Here is an 18,529-nt window from a genome sequence, read left to right on the forward strand (position 1 = left end):
GGGTGTCTCCGGATCTCGGCATCGGTCTGCTCATTCTCCACGCGCGCGGCGCGGCAATCAACTCCCGCGCCAGCGACGCGCGCGTGTTGTCAATGCGCGACACGGCGAACGCGGCCACCCGGTATCTCGCGTCGCGCCGTCGACGAAAACGCACGCCATCCGGCCTCCGCATCGATTTGTGAACGCTGTGTGACGCACTCTTGCGCAACTCGCAACGGTGCGCTCGCGCGCCAGCGGCCGTCATCGCGCGACCCCGCCCCTACACTGGCGCCGAACTTTAGCCACTTGTCCCACACGCAGGAGCAGTTACATGAAGAAAACCCTGATTGCCGCCGCATCGGCCACCGCACTGTTCGCCCCGTTCGCGCATGCACAGAGCTCGGTCACGCTGTATGGCCTGATCGATGCCGGCATCGCGTACACGAACAACGCGGGCGGCGCCTCGCTGTGGCGCATGACCAGCGGCACCGTCAACGGCAGCCGCTTCGGCCTGCGCGGCACGGAAGATCTCGGCGGCGGTCTGAAGGCCCTGTTCGTCCTCGAGAACGGCTTCAACGTGAACAACGGCGCGCTCGGCCAGGACGGCAAGCTGTTCGGCCGCCACGCGTATGTCGGCCTGACCCGCAGCGGCTACGGCACGCTGACGCTCGGCCGCCAGTACGACACGATGGTCGACTTCGTCGCGCCGCTGTCCGCGACGTCGGGCGACTTCGGTGATACCGGCTTCGCGCACCCGTTCGACAACGACAACCTGAACCACTCGGTGCGCATCAACAACGCGGTGAAGTACACGAGCGACACGATCGCGGGTTTCAAGGTCGGCGCGCTGTACGGCTTCTCGAACTCGACGAACTTCGCCGGCAACCGTGCATACAGCGTCGCGGCGAGCTACACGAACGGCCCGCTGAAGCTGGCCGGCGCTTACCTGCAGATGAACGGCACGAAGGGCTCGACGAGCGCGAGCCCGGGCGCGACCGACGTGGCCGAAGCGAAGAGCGTGAGCCAGGGCGGCTGGTCGGTCGGCGCGGACCGCATGCGCAGCTACGGCGGCGGCGCCAGCTACGTGTTCGGTCCGGCGACGATCGGCTTCGTCTACACGCGTTCGCAGTACGACAACTCGGGCTCGTTCGGCTCCACCGGCCAGATCGCGTTCAACAACTACGACGTGAACGTGCGCTATGCGGTGACGCCGGCCGTCAGCCTCGGCGCCGCGTACGTGTACACGGACGCCAGCGTGTCGAATCCGGACAGCAAGCACGGCACCGATCCGAAGTGGCACCAGGTCGACCTGCAGGCCGTGTACAAACTGTCGCGCCGCACCGACCTGTATGCGGAAGCGATGTATCAGCACGCGTCGGGCCGCGGCTACCAGGCGTTCATCAACACGTCTGGCGGCGCATCGACCACCGCGAACCAGATCGTCGGCACGATCGGCATGCGCACGCGCTTCTGAGTTCAGCGCAGCAGGACCGCACGTCGCCCGCCAGCCGCGAACCTGTCTTGACGGACGGGTTCGCGCAACGCGGGCGACGTGCGTCAGTGTTGTTCCATCTGAAAATCTGCTTGCCTGGAATCGGGGTTTTTGTGCCCGCGTGCGCTGCATAGACTGGCATCAATGGTTCGGATCACACATCGATTGCCGGACCGGACTCACACCCCGCCTACAGGAGAACATCGTGAAATCGCTCGTCGTTACCGCCGCCGCTGCCGTCCTGCTTGCCGCACCGGCCCTGTCGTTCGCTCAGTCCGCCAAGTCGCCCGTCACGCGCGCACAGGTGCTGCAGGAGCTCTACGACCTCGAATCGGTCGGCTACAACCCGTCGCTCGGCGACGCCGGCAACTATCCGGACGACATCATGGCCGCGCAGGAACGCCTGGCGGCAAAACGGCTCGCCGAGCACAAGGCCGCGCATACCGCCTATGGCCCGGCCGGTGCGGGCGCAACCGAATCGGGCGTGGCCGTCAAGCCCGCGCTGTGAATGCATGACGGCGCGCCCGCACGACGCGTGTCATGCGGGCGCGGCGGACATCGCGCAAACCGGTTCGTGACGATGGATGCGGCCAGGCCGCGTGCCGTCCGGCACGCGGCCTTCCTTTTCCGTATTCGCCCTCAGGCGGCCTGCGGTTCCCGCTCGATCGCGTTCAGCATCTCGACGTCGTGCGCGATCATCCCTGGCACCTGCGCACGCAGCATCTCGACCCAGGTGCGCACCTTCGCGTCGACGAAGCGGCGCGACGGATACAGCGCATAGACGTTCATCTTCTGCAGGATGTGACCGGGCAGCACACGCACGAGCGTGCCGTCCTGCAACGCGTCGATCGCCGCGTACAGCGGCAGCATGCCGATCCCGATGCCGTCGCGAATCGCGAGCGCGAGCGACTCGGCCGTGTTGGTCTGCACCGGCCCGGCGACATGGATCTGCTCGACGCCCTCGGCGCCTTCGAGCACCCATTCGTGGGTCGGAAACGCCGGCGTGCAGAGCGTCAGGCACGCATGCGCGCCGAGATCCTGCGGGCGCGCCGGCGCGCCGTGGCGCTTCACATACTCGGGTGACGCGCACAGGATGCTGAAGGTCGAGCCAAGCAGGTGCGACACGAGCTCCGAATCGGGCAGCGACGACGCGGTCACGACCGCCATGTCGCTCGTGCCGTCGAACAGGTCGGGCATGCGCTGCGACAGCGACAGCTCGATCGATACGTCCGGAAATTGCGTGTGGTAGCGCGTGAGCGCGGGCATCACGTAGTGATGGCCGACGCTCGCGAAGCTGTGCATGCGCAGCACGCCGGCCGGCCGCTCGTGCGCGCAGCTCGCCTCTTCCTCGGCGCGATCGACGTCGGCGAGGATCTGGCGGCAGCGCCGCAGATAATTTTCGCCGGCCGACGTCAGCGCGAGGCGGCGTGTCGAGCGATTCATCAGACGGGTGCGCAGGCGCGCCTCGAGTTCCGACACCGCGCGCGACATCGCGCCCGTCGTCGAATTCAGCGATTGCGCGGCCGCGGTGAAACTGCCCGTCTCGACGACGCGCGTAAACACCCGCATGTTTTGTAGGGTATCCATTGCTGTGAGCCACCTGTAGCGGAGCCGCTATTTTCCTCCAGCGGATGCGACAGATTGTTACGCGCCCTGCAACTATCGTTTCCCCGCAGCTGCGTTAATGCCCGCGCGCCGCACTCCTACAATCGGCGCCTCATCAGTCGAACGGACCCGTCCGGACGCGCCGCGACACCGCGCACGCCCCCTCTTTCTTCATGAAGCCACAACCTGCGATCGAGCGACCTTCCATCGAACCGGCACGATGGAGAACCTGGCTCGATCCGCTCGGCGACGCCGCGCGCGACTGGGCCGCAAGCGACGGGCTGATCTGGCTGCACCTCGCCAAGACCGTGCTCGCCGCGTTGCTCGCGATGGGGATCGCGATGCGGCTCGAGATGTCGCAGCCGCGCACGGCGATGACGACCGTGTTCGTGCTGATGCAGCCGCTGTCGGGGATGGTGTTCGCGAAGAGCTTCTACCGCGTGCTCGGCACCGTGGCCGGCCTCGTCGCCGCGCTCGCGCTCGGCGGGCTGTTCGCGCAGCAGCCGGAGCTGTACATGGCCGGCATCACGCTGTGGATCGGCGGCTGCATCGCGCTCGCAGTCCGCAACCGCCATTTCCGCTGGTACGGGTTCGTACTCGCCGGCTACACGGCCGCGCTGATCGGCCTGCCCGCCGTGATGACGCCGCAGACGCTGTTCCAGTCCGCGCTCACGCGCGCCGCGGAAGTCGCGCTCGGCATCGCATGCTCCGGCGCGGTCAGCGCGCTGATTCTTCCGCTCAGTTCCGCGAAGGCGCTGATGCGCTCGCTGACCGTCCGCCATGTGAAGTTCGCGGCATTCGCGGCCGGCGCGCTGTCGGGCGACCTTGCACGCGGCGATTTCGAGCGGCGCTTCGCCGATTTCGTCGACGAGATCGTCGGCTTCGAGGCCAACCGCGCGTTCGCGTCGTTCGAGGATCCGCACATTCGTGCGCGCAGCCGCCGGCTCGCGCGCCTGAACAGCGAGTTCATGAATGCGTGCACGCGCCTGCATGCGCTGCACCAGCTCGTCAAACGCTTGCGCGCGAACCAGTCCGACGCGGTGCTCGACGCGCTCGCGCCGCACATCGATGCGCTTGCGCAACGGGTGACGGCGTTGCACGACGAGCGGCAGCGCGGGATCGCGTCGACCACCGGCGCGCTGCTCGAACTGCGCCGCTTTCACGGCGCGCTGCCGAAGGCCGCGCGCGCGTCGCGCCGCGAGATCGAGGATCACGCGGCCGGCGGCCTGCTCGACTTCGACACCGCGATCGAGCTGATGTATCGCTTCATCGGCGAGTATCTCGGCTATGCCGACACCAACGCGTCGCTCGACCGCGACGATCATGCGTTCGAACGCTCGGTCACGCGCTACGCGGTGAAGACCAATTCGTTCTTCGTCGGCTTCACGTTCCTGCGCACGCTCGTCGCCGTCGGCGCGATGAGCGCGTTCTGGATCGCGTCCGAATGGCCGAGCGGCTCGCTCGCCGTCATCGCCACCGCGATTGCGTGCGCGCTGAGCTCGACGTCGCCGCGGGCGCCGAAGTTCGTCGCGCAGATGGGCGTCGGCGCGGCGTTCGCGACGGCCGTCGGCTATGTGTTCCTGTGCTACGTCTATCCGAACATCGACGGCTTTCCGCTGCTGTGCGCGACGCTCGCGCCGGTGCTCGGCCTCGGCGCGTTTCTCGCGATGCGCCCGGGCCTGTCCGGCTACGGGATCGGCTTCGCGGTGTTCTTCTGCCTGCTCGCGGGCCCGGACAACGCGATCGCGTATACGCCCGAGGTGCTGATCAACAACGGTTTCGCCATCGTCGTCGCGATGCTCGCATGCTCGATCGTGTTCGCCGTGGTGTTTCCGACCCACATGCCGTGGCTCACATCGCGTATCGCGCACGACCTGCGCCGTCAGGTCACGCTCGCGTGCGAAGGCACGCGCGACGGCCTCGCCGCACGCTTCCAGTCGAGCACGCACGACCTGATGGCGCAGTTGCGCACGCTGCTCGTCAAGCGCACGCGGCAGCATCGCGACGCGCTGCGCTGGATGCTGTCGACGCTCGAAGTCGGCCATGCGGTGATCGACCTGCGCGACGAGCTGCACGGGTTCTGCGAATCGAAACCGCCGCAGACGCAGCGCTGGACCGCATCGATCGATGCGGTACTACGCGAGCTGCCGCGATTCTTCGACGATCCGACGCCGGCCCACCATGCGCGCACGCTGAAATCGGTGAATCTGGCGATCCGGGCCGCCCAGCACACGCTGCACGCGTGGTACGCGGTGCCAGACGAGCGCCATCGCATGCAGCGCATCGTCGGCTGCCTGCACTTCATCCGCAGCGCGCTGCTGGACAAGGACGCACCGTTCAATCGCCATCGTCATTGACGGTCGGTGGCGATCGGCGGCGATCAATGCGCGCGCAACGTCATCCTTGTTCCGATTGGAAATAAGCTCTACACCCGCGGTGATTAATCTCTAAGCAGTGCGAGCCTATAGTTTCCTCACTGCCAGCGAGACTGGCACTGACCCAGGAGAAACCCAAATGAAGCCGCTGCACCTCGCCCTCGTTGCCCTGTCGCTCACCGCCGCAGTCGCGCATGCCCAGCCCGCGCCGGCCGACGTCGCGCAACAACCGGCGAACCGCGCCGAAGCCGTCCAGGCCGCGGGCCGCGCCGATCGTGCGCAATCGAAGCAGGAAGATCCGAACGCATGCGTCGGCCCCGTCAGCTTCTGCAACGTCTACTTCGGCAGCTGAGCATGACGCCGCGTCGCCACGGCCAGGCCCGCCGCGCACGCATCGCATGCGCGCGCGCACGACGCGCCGGCCGATCGCCGCAACGACACTGTCCGCTACGCCGCTTCGATTGAAGCGGCGCATGCCGTTTCAGGCGCCGCGCCCCGGCCGCCACCCCACTTCGCGCAACGCATCCAGCAAACGCGCCTGCCCCAGCCCTTCGACCCGCGCGCCGCGCGATTCGACGTCGCTCCCCGCGACCAGCGCATTCACGATTGCCTCCTCCACCGCCTCCGCCGCCGCGACGAACAGCGCGGAGATGTGGTCGTTGTTCACCATCTTCACGGCCGTCGTCGGCGCGCCCTTGCTGCCGTAGTTGGCGGCCGGCAGCCCGTCGTTGCCCGTGGCGAACGCCAGGAAGATGTCGCCGCTCGAATCCTCGGTGCCGCCGCCGACGCGGGCCAGCCCGACGCTCGCCCGCTGCGCGAGGCGCGTGCACTGGTGCGGCAGCAGCGGCGCGTCGGTCGCGATCGTGACGACGATCGAACCCATCCCGGCCTCGCCTCGTGCATCGGGTGTGCGAAACGGCGAATGCACGTGCCGCAACACCTCGCCGACCGGATAACCTGCCACGCGCAGCATCTCGCGCACGCCGTAGTTCGCCTGCACGAGCGCGCCGACGGTCCAGCCGCCCGCGTCGGCCCCGACCACGCGCGACGCGGTGCCGATGCCGCCCTTGAACTCGTGGCAGATCATCCCGGTGCCGCCCCCGACGCCGCCTTCGGCGACCGGCCCCGACTGCGCGGCGGTCAGCGCGCGCAGCACGTGCGCGGCGCTCACGTGCTGCCCCCAGATGTCGTTGAGCAGGCCGTCGTAGGTTTCCATGACGACCGGCATGCACCAGTACACGCGGCCGGCCGCCGCTTCGCGCTCGTTCGCGACCAGCGCATCGCGCACCGCGCCGACGCTGTGCGTGTTCGTGTAGGCGATCGGGGTCGTCAGCAGGCCGGCTTCGCGGATCCATTCGAGCCCGGTCGCGTCGCCGTTGCCGTTCAGCACATGGACGCCCGCGAAGCACGGCGAATCGTGCGCCGCGCCCGCGCGCGGCTCGATGACGGTGACGCCGGTGCGGATCGACGCGTCGCCGTTCTCGACGTTCAGCGTGCAATGTCCGACCCGCACACCCGGTACGTCCGTGATCGCGTTGAAGCGGCCCGGCGTGCCGAGTCCGATGCGGATGCCGAGATCCCTCGTGCGCATGATGCAATTCCTCCAGTCTCTCAATGGTTCGGTGTTTCGGTGCTGCAAGGTGACGATCCGGCGTTCAGAGCGCGCGGAATGCTTCGCTGTGGCGCGCCCAGACGACGTACATCACGAGTGCGGCAATCAGCAGCCCCGCGATGATGATCAGGTCGGTCGGCTTGGTCGCCGTCGCCAGCGTCGTGTAGAGCGTGTATGCGGCACCCGCCACCGCGACGAGCGGCGTCACGGGCCACATCGGCATCCGGTAGTGATGCTCGACGTCGCGGCGCACGAGGCGACTCGCCAGCGCGGCCAGCCCGACGACGAGATAGATCAACAGCAGCAGGTCGACCGTGAACGCGGTCAGCTCGTCGAGGCTCGACACGAATACCAGCCCCGCCGACGGCACCGCGAGCGCGAGCGTCGCGAGCCACGGCGACTCGAAGCGCGGATGGATCGTCGAGAACGCGCGATTGCAGGTGCGCGACCAGAGTGCATGCCGGCCGCTGCTGTACAGCAGGCGCCCCATCGTGATCACGATCGCGATGATCGCGTTGAACACCGACAGGAAAATCCCGCCGCTGACCACGCGCGACACCGCCGGGTTGCTCAGCGAACGCACGACATAGCCGATCGGGTCCGCGCTCTTCGTCAGCTCCGTCAGCGACGGCGCGCCGAGCACGATCGCGGTGAGCGGAATCAGTTCGACAACGAGGATCACCACCAGCGAATAGATCACCGCCTTCGCGACGTTGCGGTTGCCGCCGCGCAGGTCTTCAGCGAGATAGGCGGCCGAGCCGAAGCCGTTGTAGCAGAAGATCGCCGTGCCGATCGCCGGCACGATCGCCGCGAGCGTGGCCGGCACCAGCGCATTGCCGCTCGCGACGACCGGTGCGATCAGTGCGTCGGCGCCGCGATGCGGGGAGCCGAATCCGAGCCCCGCGATCAGCATCAGCACGCCGATCTCGACGACGAGAAACGCGCCGGTGATCCACGCATTCGTCTTGATGTTCAGCATCCCGAGCACGTAGCTGAGCAGCACGATCGTGAGCGCGACCGACTGATTGCCGAAGTGCGTGCCGAGCGCATTGTTCAGGTACGGCGCGGCGCCGCTCGCGAGCACGGCCGGGATGAACACGCTGACGGACAGCACCGTGATGAACGTCAGGTAGCCGGGCAGCGTGCCGAACACACGTTTGGCCATCACATATTCGCCGCCCGCGCTGCGATGCGCGGCGCTGAGCTCCGCGTAGCAGAGCGCGAACGCGAGCGCGAGCACGCCGCCGAGCAGGAACGACAGCACCGCGCCGCTGCCGGCCTGCTGGATCGCGAACGGCGCGATCACGAAGATCGAACTTGCGGGCGTCACGCCCGACACGGTGATCATCACCGCGTCGCGCACGCTGAGCGTCTGCGACAACGCGCGCGGCGCGTCTTCCGTGGCAGGCGTCGCTTGCAGCGTGCCCGTCGATTCCGACATCATCGCCATTTCGTTCTCCTGTTGCTCCTACCCTGCTCTTTTTTGAACACCCATACTCGGGCCCGATTGATTGCGTGGCAGTCTAGGAAGCCAAATTCAGGACCGCTATTCCCCCTTCGTGTTACACCCTTCGGTGGTGGTATGGATCGACTCTTCTCCGAATTCGCGATGCACCAGGCGCTTGGCCGCGCGATCGATCATCTGGGCCAGCCGCGCTTCTGGCGCTTCCTGGTGCTGCTGCTCAACGAAATGGTGCCGTTCGACAACGCGCTCGCGACCGCGATCGGCCGCGACGGCGTGCCGCTCGTGCTCGACGAATACGACACGGGCGGCACCGACAGCGCGTCGCCGGTGCCGCTTTACCTCAATGGGTTATATCTGCTCGATCCCTTCCTGCAAGCCGCGCACGACGGGCTCGCCGACGGCTGCTACCGGCTCGAGGAAGTCGCGCCCGACCTGTTCCGGCAGAGCGAGTATTTCCTGAGCTACTTCCGCGATGCGGTCGGCGACGACGAGATCCAGATCCTCGTGCGGCCGAACGCCGACACGCTGCTGTCGCTGTCGCTCGGTGCGTCCGCGCGCTTCGACGTCGAGCCGCTCGGCAAGCTGACGGCCGCGATGCCGTGGGTGCTCGCGACGATGCGGCAGCACTGGCGGCTGGTGGGCGATGCCGCGCGCACGACGCCCGACGACGATCTCGGGGCGCGCGTCGAGCTGGCGCTCGCGCGCTTCGGCGCGGGCGTGCTGACCGATCGCGAGATGTCGATCGCAAGAATGGTGCTGCGCGGCAATTCGTCGAAGGCGATCGCGGAGCGGCTGGCGATTTCACCCGAGACGGTGAAGGTGCATCGGCGCCATCTTTACGCGAAGCTCGGGATCTCGTCGCAGCCGGAGCTGTTTTCGCGGTTCATTCAGGCACTCGGGGAGGATGCGGCGGGCTGAGCGCGACGCCGCCGCGTCACGACGATGCGACGTTCGCCGCCGACCGCGTCGGCGCGATCGCCAGGTGCAGCGCGCGCGTCGGCCGCAGCGTCACGTTCAGCGTCGCGCGCGGTGCCGCCATGCCGGGCGGCACTGCCAATTCATGGCGCTGCAGGATCATGGCCGCCACCACCGTCATTTCCGTCATCGCCAGATGCTGCCCGAGGCACACGCGCGGCCCCGTGCCGAACGGCATGTACGCGCCGCGGGGAATCGCCGGCGCGTCGTCGGCGAAGCGCTCGGGCCGGAATGCCTGCGGCTCCGGAAACCATCGCGCGTCGTGATGCATCAGCTGAATCGGCAGCATGAACAACGTTCGCGCCGGAAACTGCCATGCGCCCAGTTCGACCGGCCGCAATGCGCGACGGCTGATCAGGATCGGCGCCGCCGGATACAGGCGCATCGTTTCCTCGAGCGTCTGCGTCAGGTAGCGCAATGCGGCGCGCGTGTCGGCGGTCGGCGCACGGCCGCCCAGCACGCGTACGACTTCGGCGCGCGCGGCGGCCTGCGCGGCCGGATTCGCGGCCATGTTCCACGCCCACCAGGTCAGCGTGGCCGCGGCCGTCTCGTGACCGGCCAGGAAAGCCGTCATGCACTCGTCGTGCACGGCTTGCAGCGGCCAGGTGCGCGCGTCGGCGCGGTGCAGCCGCAACAGGCGCGACAGCAGATCGTCCGGCCAGCCGTGCTCCGGCATGTCCAGACGCGCATGCAATTGCCGGTCGATCAATCCGTTCAGCACCGCCAGCGCTCTCGCCTTGCCGCGCTTCCACGGCATCCAGTCCGGTGCGCTGGCCGGCTGGTAGAACTCGGCGTTCGCGGCCGCGCTGACCGTGCGCACGGCTTCCTCGGCCGCGCGCGCGTCCGCGCCAATTGCATTCGAGAACATCGTGCGCATGATCACGTCCATCGCGAGCGACGTCAGCGCACTTTCGATCGGCCAGCGCGCGTCGTGCGCGGGCCACTGCGCGAGCGCATGACCGGCCGTCGCGGCGATCGACGGCACGAATGCCTGCACCGGTTTCGGCATGAAGTTCGGCTGCAGCGCGTGCCGCTTGTCGCGCCATGCGTCGCCCTCGGCGACCAGCACGCTGTGCCCGTGGACCTGCGAGAACACGCGGATGCCGCGCTCCCAGCGCACCAACGCATCGTGATGCGTGACCAGCAACTCGCGTACGAGCGCCGGATCGGTCACGACCACCGCATGTTCGGGCCACATGCGCAGGTGCACGACGTCGCCATGCGTGCGCTGCCAGCCCGCGAGTGCGCCGGGCAGATCGCGCGACATTGCGCGCAGCAGCCGCCACCCCGTCAGGCCGGCGCGCGGCCCCGGCGGCCATACGCCGGGCGGGTGAAGCGCGGGCGCCGCACCGGCGGCGTCCGCATGAAACGGGCAACGGGAAGAGGATCGTGTGTTCATGCGCCGGATTGTCCGGATCGACACGCTGCCGGTCTTGAACGCAAACGACATCGACACGTGCCGCGCCGGTCCCTATACTCCGGCGTCATGCCCTTCGGTCCGTCTCCGACTTTGCCGCCGTGTCCCGATCCGCTCGCGCGTGCGCCGCGCGTGCTGTGCGACGGCCGGTCGCCGCCCACGCGGCTGTATCAGCCGCCGGCTGCGCTGCAAGGCGCGGTCGTCGCGATCATCACCCGCGACACGCGCGGCTTCACGTTGAGCGACGCGCAGCGGCTCACGCATTTCCCCGCGTCGCCGATCGTCTGCCTGTCGTGGTATCGCGGCCTCGACGTCGGGCTCGTCCGGCGCACGGGCGACGGGCCCGTGTGGCGGCCGTTCGGTGCATCGGCGACGCTGTCGGGCAGCCAGTCGATGCCGGTCGCGAGCTGGGCGCCGACGAGCGGACAAGGCGGCATCGTCTGCCTGCATGCCGACGCAGCATGCGCATTGTTCGGCGTCGCGCTACCGGCGATCCACGACACCTTCGTCGACGCGCACGCATGCCTCGACGACAGCTGGCAGCCGCTGCTCGATGCACTCGCGAATGCCGAACACGACGACGACGCGCTGGCCGCGCTCGATCGTTACCTCGCGCCGCGCTGGCACGCGCTGCGCGGCAGCGTATCGCCGCTGTCGTCGCTGCGTGATGCCGGACGCAGCTGGGTCGGGCGTCTCGCGTCGAAAGCGCGCGAATGGCGGTACACCCACAGCCCGCGTCAGGTCGAACGGCGCATCAAGTCGTACAGCGGTCGCTCGTTGCGCGACTGGCAAACGCTGGTGCGCACCGAAGGCGTGTTCTTCGCCGCGCGCGACCGGCAGGACGCCGGGCAGCCGGTCGACTGGGCCGCGCTCGCGCTGGACGAGGGGTTCGCCGATCAGGCACACCTGAGCCGCGCGACGCGGCGCATCACGGGCTTCTCGCCGACCGAGTTCGTGCGACGCTTCGCCGAGGACGAATCGTTCTGGATGTACCGGCTCTGGGTATGACGGGCCGCTGCCCGTCACGCATCAGCCGCCCGATTCGATGAACCCGCCGTCCGGCGCCTGGTGCGGCACATACCAGCCGAAATACACCTCGGCCTCGACGATCCGGCCATCGCGGACACGCAACCGCTCCGCGTTCCGGAATCGCCTGCCGGCAATCGTGTCGGCTTCGTACACGACGAACACGTATTCGCCGTGCACGGCAACGTCGACAAACGCGAAACTGGCGAGCATCGCGCTGTTCGGCCAGCAGCGCGCCAGATACGTGTCGCGGTCGAGCCGGTTGTCGAGCGGGCTCGTGAAATGGAAGTCTGGCGCGATCAGCGCTTCGATCGCATCGCGGTCCTTGTCGACATACGCGCGATAGCTGGCGCGCGCAACGTCACCGGGGTCGTCTGTCATCGTCGTTACTCCGCGAAGGGCGGGGCCGACGCGACAGCGCGCGTCGCCCCGAGGCATCGATCAAACGCATGCGGGCGGCACGAACGACCACGACCGCCCGCACATGCAGCTTTGCGCGCATGCCCGGCTCGAGGCCATTCACGAAAACCCGCACCGGGCGATCGCCGCAGCCGCCTGCACACGCCGCGTCACGCCACGCTTTCCGCCGCGCGCACCGATGCCACGGTTGCCCGTTGCCCGTTTCCGCACGCACGGGCATGATGTCCGCCAGCGTGCCGTCCGGGCCGCCGGCTTCGGCGATCATCGGCGCCGCGATCGGCATGCGTTCCATGCGCCGCGGCCGGCATCATCGAGCAATCCGCGTGCCGGCCCCGGCCGCCCACCTCATCGAGTCCATGTCACTACGCGCATTCAGAACGCTGGTCGCGATCGCCCGATACCGAACCTTCGCACGCGCCGGCGAAGCGATCGGGCTCACGCAATCGGCCGTGAGCCTGCAGATCAAGACGCTCGAAAGCGAATACAACGTCCGGCTGTTCGACCGTTCGCGCCGCCAGCCGGTGCTCACCGAAGCCGGCAACATCCTCGTCGCGCAGGCCGAGCAGGTGCTCGCGATGGTCGACCGGATTCCCGATGCGCTCAGCGACGAGAAGAAGCTCGTCGGCCGCCTGCGGATCGGCGCGATCCAGACCGCGCTGTCCGGCCCGCTGCCCGATGCGCTGCTCGCGCTGCGCGCGGCGCACCCGTCGTTGCACGTGCACGTATCGGCCGGCATGTCGGCCGAACTGGCGAACCGCGTCGCCGCCGGCGAACTCGACGCCGCGATCACGACGCGCCCGGTGCGCCCGCATCCGGCTGAACTGACGTGGACCACGCTGTACGAAGACCGCTTCTGGCTGCTCGCGCCGCCGCAATATGCGGAGCGCGACGCGGGCACGCTGCTCGAGGCGTTGCCGTTCATCCGCTTCGACGCGCAGGCGTGGGCCGGCCGGATGATCGCCGCCGAGTTGCGCCGCATCGGCGTGCGCGTGCGCGAGGAGATGGTGCTCGACAGCGCGGAGACGATCGCGCGGATGGTCGCGCGCGGGCTCGGCGCGGCGATCGTCGCGCTCCCCGACTCGACGCTCGCGCGACTGCCGCCCGTCACGCGCTTGCCGTTCGGCCAGCCGCAGATGGGCCGCGCGGTCGTGCTGCTCGAACACCAGTCGCGGCCGGCGGAGCGTTTCGCGCGTGCGCTGGCCGCCGAAGTCACCGCGTCATCGATGAGAATTTCTCATTGAACACCCGATAATTAACCATTATTCCTGCTGCATCCGCGTGTTAACTTGGCGGCATCGTCACTCTTTCGATTGCGCGCCGCCATGTTGCCCGCCGGATGGATTCCCGCTTCGTTCCGCTGCTCCGCGTGCCTGCCGTCCCGCCCGTGTCGCCTGAAGGCGCGTCGATGATCGGCCCGATCCTGCTCGCGCTCGCGCCGGTCGCGCTGCTGGTCGCGCTCGGCCACGGCCTCCGGCGCACGGGCTTCATCGGCGATGCGTTCTGGCCGCACGCCGAGCGGCTGTGCTACTACGTGCTGCTGCCGGCGCTGTTCGCGGACGGTCTCGCGAATGCCCGGCTGCAAGCGCTGCCCGTCCTGCCGCTCGCGGCGGCGCTGGTCGGCTCGACCGTGTTCGTCTCGATGCTTCTTCTGCTGGTCCGCCGCTTCGTGGCGGTCGACGGCGCCGGGTTCACGTCGGTGTTCCAGGGCGCGGTGCGCTTCAACAACTATGTCGGCACCGCGCTCGCCGCCGGACTTTTCGGCGCGCACGGAATCGCGCTCGCGGCCGTGTGCGTCGCGGCGATCGTGCCGACCGTCAACCTGATGTGCGTGCTGGTATTCGCGCGCTACGGCGACACGCGGCTCGGCGCGTGGGCGCTCGTGCGTCAGATCCTGTCGAATCCGCTCGTCGTCGGGTGCGCGCTGGGGATCGCGATGCAGGTTGCCGGCATCGCGTTTCCGGCCGCCGTCGAACCGGCCGTGCGCGCGCTCGGCGCCGCCTCGATGCCGCTCGGCCTGTTGTGCGTGGGCGCTGCGCTGAAGTTCGACTCGGCGCGCGATTGGATGCAGCCGACGTGCATCGCGTCGGCGTTCAAGTTCATGGCGATGCCGCTCGCCACGCTCGCGGCCGGCCGCCTGTTCGGGCTCGGCGATGCCGCATTGACCATCGCGCTGCTGTTCCAGGCGCTGCCGACATCGTCCTCGTCGTACATCATGGCCCGCCAGCTCGGCGGTGACGCGCCGCTGATGGCCGGCATCACCGCGTTCCAGACGATCGCCGCCACGCTCGCGATGCCGGCCGTGCTGACGGCGCTTGCGTCGGCGCCGGTGTTTCGCTGACGGCCCGGCACCGCGGCGTGTCGCTATCCGTCATGGGCGCGCGGCCGCAGAGGCCCGTTCAACTCGAGAAGGTTCGGGGACGGATGGCGAATTCCGCCGCACGCGCGCAATCGCCGCGTCGTTGCGCGAGACACACGCATCGCCGATGTGCCCCCGGTTCTTCTCGCAGCCCCGCCAAAAACCGCCTATGGTGAATGAAGCGCGTCCGTGCCTCCGCCATTCGACTTCACGTCGCTCGCACCGGCGGCCACGGCGCCGCGTTCCGGCACCATTCCCCGCAGTCGCGTGCACGCCCGGCCATGCGTGCGGCTGCGCCGCCCACCGGACTACAAGGAGGTAATCATGAAAGCCGTGCTGCTCGTCAGCTCCGCCGTGCTCGCCATGGCGTCCGTTTCCGCCTCGGCTCAAGACGCGATCACCAAGGTCGAAAACGGCGCGCTCGTCGCCGCGAACGGCATGACCGTCTATGTATTCGACAAGGACAAGCCCAACGCCGGCACCAGCGCATGCACGGGCCAATGCGAATCGTTCTGGCCTCCGTACAAGGCCAGCGCGACCGACGTCCCGGTCGGCCCCTACACGATCGTCAAGCGCGACGACGGTAGCCCGCAATGGGCCTACAAGGGCAAGCCGCTGTATTTCTTCTCGAAGGACATGAAACAGGGCGATCGCAACGGCGACAACTTCAAGAACATGTGGCACGTGGTCGCGCCGTAAGCGCTTCATCGCCGCCTTCAGTGTCGGCACGACCGCCGCACGTGTAAAAAGGCCCGCCCCGGTCATCGACCGGGGCGGGCCTGTGCGTCTTTACGCCGGCCGCGTGGCGTCACGCCGCCGGCCGGCGCGCGTCGCGTTGCGTCGCGGCCGGATCGCGCGTCAGCGGTTCGACGGGAAGCTGAACACCGTCCCTTCGCGCACGCCGGCCGAGGGCCAGCGCTGCGTGATCGTCTTGCGTTTCGTGTAGAACCGCACCGCATCCGGGCCGTACGCGTGCAGGTCGCCGAACAGCGAACGCTTCCAGCCGCCGAACGAGTGGTACGCGACGGGCACCGGCAGCGGCACGTTGATGCCGACCATGCCGATCTGGATGTTGTCGCTGAAGTAGCGCGCCGCTTCGCCGTCGCGCGTGAACAGGCACGTCCCGTTGCCGTATTCGTGCGCGTCGATCAGCGCCATCGCCTCGTCGAGCGACTTCAGGCGGATCACGCCGAGCACCGGACCGAAGATCTCGTGCTGGTAGATCGGCATGCCGGGCTTCACGTTGTCGAACAGGCACGGGCCGAGGTAGTAGCCGCCGTCGTGGCCGTCGACCTTCACGCCGCGGCCGTCGACGACGAGCGTCGCGCCCGCTTCCACGCCTGCATCGACGAAGCCCGTCACCTTCTCGAAATGCTGCTGCGTGACGAGCGGGCCCATGTCGACGCCCGCGCCGTTGCCCGGGCCGACCTTCATCTTCTCGATCTCCGCCTTCAGGCCCGCGACGACCTTGTCGCCCGTTTCATCGCCGATCGCGACGACCAACGGGATCGCCATGCAGCGCTCGCCGCACGAGCCGTACGCGGCGCCCATCAGGGCATTCACCGCGTTGCCGATGTCGGCGTCGGGCATCACGACCGCGAAGTTCTTCGCGCCGCCGAGCGCCTGCACGCGCTTGCCGTGCGCGCAGCCGGTCGCGTAGATGTATTCGGCGATCGGCGTCGAGCCGACGAAGCTCACGGCCTTCACGCGCGGGTCGGTCAGGATCGTGTCGACCGCTTCCTTGTCGCCGTTCACGACGTTCAGCACGCCCGGCGGCAGGCCGGCCTCGAGCGCGAGCTCGGCCATGCGCAGCGTCGACGACGGCGTGCGCTCCGACGGCTTCAGCACGAACGTGTTGCCGCACGCGACGGCCATCGGCCACATCCACAGCGGCACCATCACCGGGAAGTTGAACGGCGTGATGCCGGCCGCGACGCCGAGCGCCTGGAACTCGCTCCACGAATCGATCGCGGGGCCGACGTTCTTGCTGTGCTCGCCCTTCAGCAGCTCGGGCACGTAGGTCGCGTATTCGACGTTCTCGATCCCGCGCTGCAGTTCGCCCATCGCGTCGGCAAGCACCTTGCCGTGCTCGGCGGTGATCAGCGCGCACAGTTCGTCCGCGTGTTCCTCGAGCAGCGTCTTGAAGCGGCTCATCACGCGCGCGCGCTTCAGCGGCGGCGTGTTGCGCCACGCCGGGAACGCGGCCTGCGCGGACGCGATCGCGGCTTCGACGGTCAGCTTGTCGGCAAGCGCGACGCTCTTGTGCGATTCGCCGGTGGCCGGGTCGAACACCGGCTGGACGCGGCTGCCGCCGTCGACGCGCTTGCCGTCGATCAGGTGGCCGACGGTGGAGGTCACATTGCTGTCGTGTTTCATGTTTCTGGCTCTGTCGTGAATTCGGTTGTCGCAGGAAACGGGCCGCGGCTCAGTCCACTTCGTTCAGTGCGTCGGACAGCGCGTTGACCAGGTTGTCGATCTCGCGCTTCTCCGAGATGAACGGCGGCGCGAGCTGGATCGTGTCGCCGCCGTAGCGCACGTAGAAGCCCTTCGCCCAGCAGCGCATCGCGATCTCGTACGGGCGCCGTGCCGGTTCGCCCGGCAGTGCCGCGATCGTCAGGCCGGCCGCGAGGCCGTAGTTGCGGATGTCCGTGATGTGGCGCTGGCCCTTCAGCCCGTGCACGGCCGCCTCGAAATGCGGCGCGAGATCGCGCACGCGGGCCACCGCGTCTTCCTTCACGAGCAGGTCGAGCGCCGCGACGCCGGCCGCGCACGCGACCGGGTGCGCCGAGTACGTGTAGCCGTGCGGGAACTCGAGCATGTACTCGGGGCCGCCCGCGGCCATGAACGTGTCGTAGATTTCCTTCGTCGCGATCACGCCGCCGAGCGGCTGCACGCCGTTGGTCACCTGTTTCGCGAAGTTCATGATGTCCGGCACCACGCCGAACGCGTCGGCGCCCGTCATCGCGCCGGCACGGCCGAAGCCCGTGATGACTTCGTCGAAGATCAGCAGGATGTCGTGCGCGGTGCAGATATCGCGCAGGCGCTTCAGATAGCCCTTCGGCGGCACGACCACGCCCGCCGAACCCGAGAACGGCTCGACGATCACGGCCGCGATGTTCGATGCGTCGTGCAGCGCGATCAGGTCGAGCAGGCGGTCGGCCAGCTCCGCGCCGTGCTCGGGCATCCCGCGCGAGAATTTGTTTTCGGCGAGCTGCGTGTGCGGCAGGAAGTCGGCGTCGATTCCCTGGCCGAACAGCTTGCGGTTCGGCCCGATCCCGCCGACCGAAATGCCGCCGAAGTTCACGCCGTGGTAGCCCTTCTCGCGGCCGATCAGGCGCGTCTTCGTGCCCTTGCCCTTGGCGCGCCAGTACGCGCGGGCCATCTTCAGCGACGTGTCGGCCGCTTCCGAGCCCGAGCCTGTGAAGAATACGTAGTCGAGGCCGGCCGGCGTCAGATCCTTGATCTTGTTCGCGAGCTCGAACGACTTCGGATGGCCGAACTGGAACGCCGGCGCGTAGTCGAGCTGCGCGACCTGGCGGCTCACGGCTTCCGTGATTTCCGTGCGGCCGTGACCGAGGCCCGTGCACCACAGGCCCGACAGGCCGTCGAAGATCTTGCGGCCTTCGCCATCCGTGAAATACGCGCCCTTGGCCGACACGATCATGCGCGGGTCGGACTTGAACTGGCGGTTCGCCGTGAACGGCATCCAGTGTGCGTCGAGCCAGGCGGCGTCGGTGCGGATGTTCGTCTCGTCCTGCTGGCTGGCGGTGATCGTATCGGTCATGTCGGTTGGCGCGGCGCGCCCCT

At 68.4% G+C, this 18,529-nt stretch carries 18 protein-coding genes; 10 read left to right on the forward strand and 8 right to left on the reverse strand.

Annotated elements, in window-relative coordinates; all coding sequences use genetic code 11:
- Positions 1-2: 2 nt before the first annotated feature.
- The 3 genes from WS75_RS33325 to WS75_RS05925 all read left to right on the forward strand — a co-directional run bounded on the left by WS75_RS33325 (position 3) and on the right by WS75_RS05925 (position 1,979).
- A complete protein-coding gene (locus WS75_RS33325; RefSeq protein WP_156429715.1) occupies positions 3-182 on the forward strand; it encodes a hypothetical protein in 180 nt (59 codons plus the stop codon).
- A 128-nt stretch (positions 183-310) separates the two neighbouring features.
- Positions 311-1,453, forward strand: coding sequence for a porin (locus WS75_RS05920; RefSeq protein ID WP_059679581.1), 1,143 nt, complete (start codon positions 311-313; stop codon positions 1,451-1,453).
- A gap of 223 nt (positions 1,454-1,676) precedes the next feature.
- Entirely contained in the window at positions 1,677-1,979 is a 303-nt protein-coding gene (locus WS75_RS05925) for a DUF4148 domain-containing protein (protein WP_059599468.1), read from the forward strand.
- Between the two features lie 131 nt (positions 1,980-2,110).
- Here the strand turns inward: WS75_RS05925 and WS75_RS05930 are convergent, their stop codons facing one another.
- Entirely contained in the window at positions 2,111-3,058 is a 948-nt protein-coding gene (locus WS75_RS05930; protein ID WP_059679582.1) for a LysR family transcriptional regulator, read from the reverse strand.
- Positions 3,059-3,249: 191 nt separating this feature from the next.
- Here WS75_RS05930 and WS75_RS05935 point away from each other — a divergent pair, with 191 nt between their 5' ends.
- Both WS75_RS05935 and WS75_RS05940 read left to right on the forward strand, forming a co-directional pair.
- Positions 3,250-5,433 carry an FUSC family protein gene (locus WS75_RS05935; protein WP_059679583.1) on the forward strand — a complete coding sequence of 728 codons (2,184 nt, stop codon included), beginning with the start codon at positions 3,250-3,252 and terminating at the stop codon, positions 5,431-5,433.
- Positions 5,434-5,590: 157 nt separating this feature from the next.
- Positions 5,591-5,803 carry a hypothetical protein gene (locus WS75_RS05940; RefSeq protein ID WP_059599409.1) on the forward strand — a complete coding sequence of 71 codons (213 nt, stop codon included), beginning with the start codon at positions 5,591-5,593 and terminating at the stop codon, positions 5,801-5,803.
- 129 nt (positions 5,804-5,932) lie between these two features.
- Here WS75_RS05940 and WS75_RS05945 read toward each other — a convergent pair whose 3' ends face one another.
- Together WS75_RS05945 and WS75_RS05950 are read right to left on the reverse strand one after the other, a co-directional pair.
- Positions 5,933-7,042: a DmpA family aminopeptidase gene (locus WS75_RS05945; RefSeq protein ID WP_059679584.1), complete on the reverse strand. Its 1,110-nt coding sequence runs from the start codon at positions 7,040-7,042 to the stop codon at positions 5,933-5,935.
- 64 nt (positions 7,043-7,106) lie between these two features.
- Positions 7,107-8,513, reverse strand: a complete 1,407-nt coding sequence (locus WS75_RS05950) for an APC family permease (RefSeq protein WP_059679585.1) — start codon at positions 8,511-8,513, stop codon at positions 7,107-7,109.
- Positions 8,514-8,645: 132 nt separating this feature from the next.
- On the opposite strand from WS75_RS05950, the gene WS75_RS05955 reads away from it, so the two are divergent.
- Positions 8,646-9,446, forward strand: coding sequence for a helix-turn-helix transcriptional regulator (locus WS75_RS05955; protein ID WP_059679586.1), 801 nt, complete (start codon positions 8,646-8,648; stop codon positions 9,444-9,446).
- Between the two features lie 16 nt (positions 9,447-9,462).
- Here WS75_RS05955 and WS75_RS05960 read toward each other — a convergent pair whose 3' ends face one another.
- On the reverse strand, positions 9,463-10,902 hold the full coding sequence (locus tag WS75_RS05960; protein WP_059679741.1) for a cytochrome P450: 1,440 nt from the start codon (positions 10,900-10,902) through the stop codon (positions 9,463-9,465).
- An 87-nt stretch (positions 10,903-10,989) separates the two neighbouring features.
- On the opposite strand from WS75_RS05960, the gene WS75_RS05965 reads away from it, so the two are divergent.
- Positions 10,990-11,928: an AraC family transcriptional regulator gene (locus tag WS75_RS05965; RefSeq protein WP_059679587.1), complete on the forward strand. Its 939-nt coding sequence runs from the start codon at positions 10,990-10,992 to the stop codon at positions 11,926-11,928.
- 21 nt (positions 11,929-11,949) lie between these two features.
- Here WS75_RS05965 and WS75_RS05970 read toward each other — a convergent pair whose 3' ends face one another.
- Positions 11,950-12,327 (reverse strand): nuclear transport factor 2 family protein, encoded by a 378-nt coding sequence (locus WS75_RS05970; protein ID WP_059679588.1) that lies wholly within the window; start codon positions 12,325-12,327, stop codon positions 11,950-11,952.
- Positions 12,308-12,658, reverse strand: coding sequence for a hypothetical protein (locus tag WS75_RS05975; RefSeq protein WP_059679589.1), 351 nt, complete (start codon positions 12,656-12,658; stop codon positions 12,308-12,310). Before WS75_RS05975 ends, WS75_RS05970 begins: the two co-directional genes overlap by 20 nt.
- 64 nt (positions 12,659-12,722) lie before the next feature.
- On the opposite strand from WS75_RS05975, the gene WS75_RS05980 reads away from it, so the two are divergent.
- The 3 genes from WS75_RS05980 to WS75_RS05990 all read left to right on the forward strand — a co-directional run bounded on the left by WS75_RS05980 (position 12,723) and on the right by WS75_RS05990 (position 15,421).
- On the forward strand, positions 12,723-13,607 hold the full coding sequence (locus WS75_RS05980; RefSeq protein ID WP_059679590.1) for a LysR substrate-binding domain-containing protein: 885 nt from the start codon (positions 12,723-12,725) through the stop codon (positions 13,605-13,607).
- A 164-nt stretch (positions 13,608-13,771) separates the two neighbouring features.
- On the forward strand, positions 13,772-14,704 hold the full coding sequence (locus WS75_RS05985) for an AEC family transporter (protein ID WP_059679742.1): 933 nt from the start codon (positions 13,772-13,774) through the stop codon (positions 14,702-14,704).
- Positions 14,705-15,046: 342 nt separating this feature from the next.
- Positions 15,047-15,421 (forward strand): COG4315 family predicted lipoprotein, encoded by a 375-nt coding sequence (locus WS75_RS05990; RefSeq protein WP_059679743.1) that lies wholly within the window; start codon positions 15,047-15,049, stop codon positions 15,419-15,421.
- 159 nt (positions 15,422-15,580) lie between these two features.
- On the opposite strand, the gene WS75_RS05995 is transcribed toward WS75_RS05990, so the two are convergent.
- Entirely contained in the window at positions 15,581-17,098 is a 1,518-nt protein-coding gene (locus tag WS75_RS05995) for a CoA-acylating methylmalonate-semialdehyde dehydrogenase (RefSeq protein WP_059679591.1), read from the reverse strand.
- Between the two features lie 49 nt (positions 17,099-17,147).
- Entirely contained in the window at positions 17,148-18,506 is a 1,359-nt protein-coding gene (locus tag WS75_RS06000) for an aspartate aminotransferase family protein (RefSeq protein WP_059599400.1), read from the reverse strand.
- Positions 18,507-18,529: the final 23 nt, after the last annotated feature.

The sequence above is a fragment of the Burkholderia sp. FL-7-2-10-S1-D7 genome (assembly GCF_001524185.1).
In the GTDB taxonomy this organism is placed as follows: domain Bacteria; phylum Pseudomonadota; class Gammaproteobacteria; order Burkholderiales; family Burkholderiaceae; genus Burkholderia; species Burkholderia diffusa.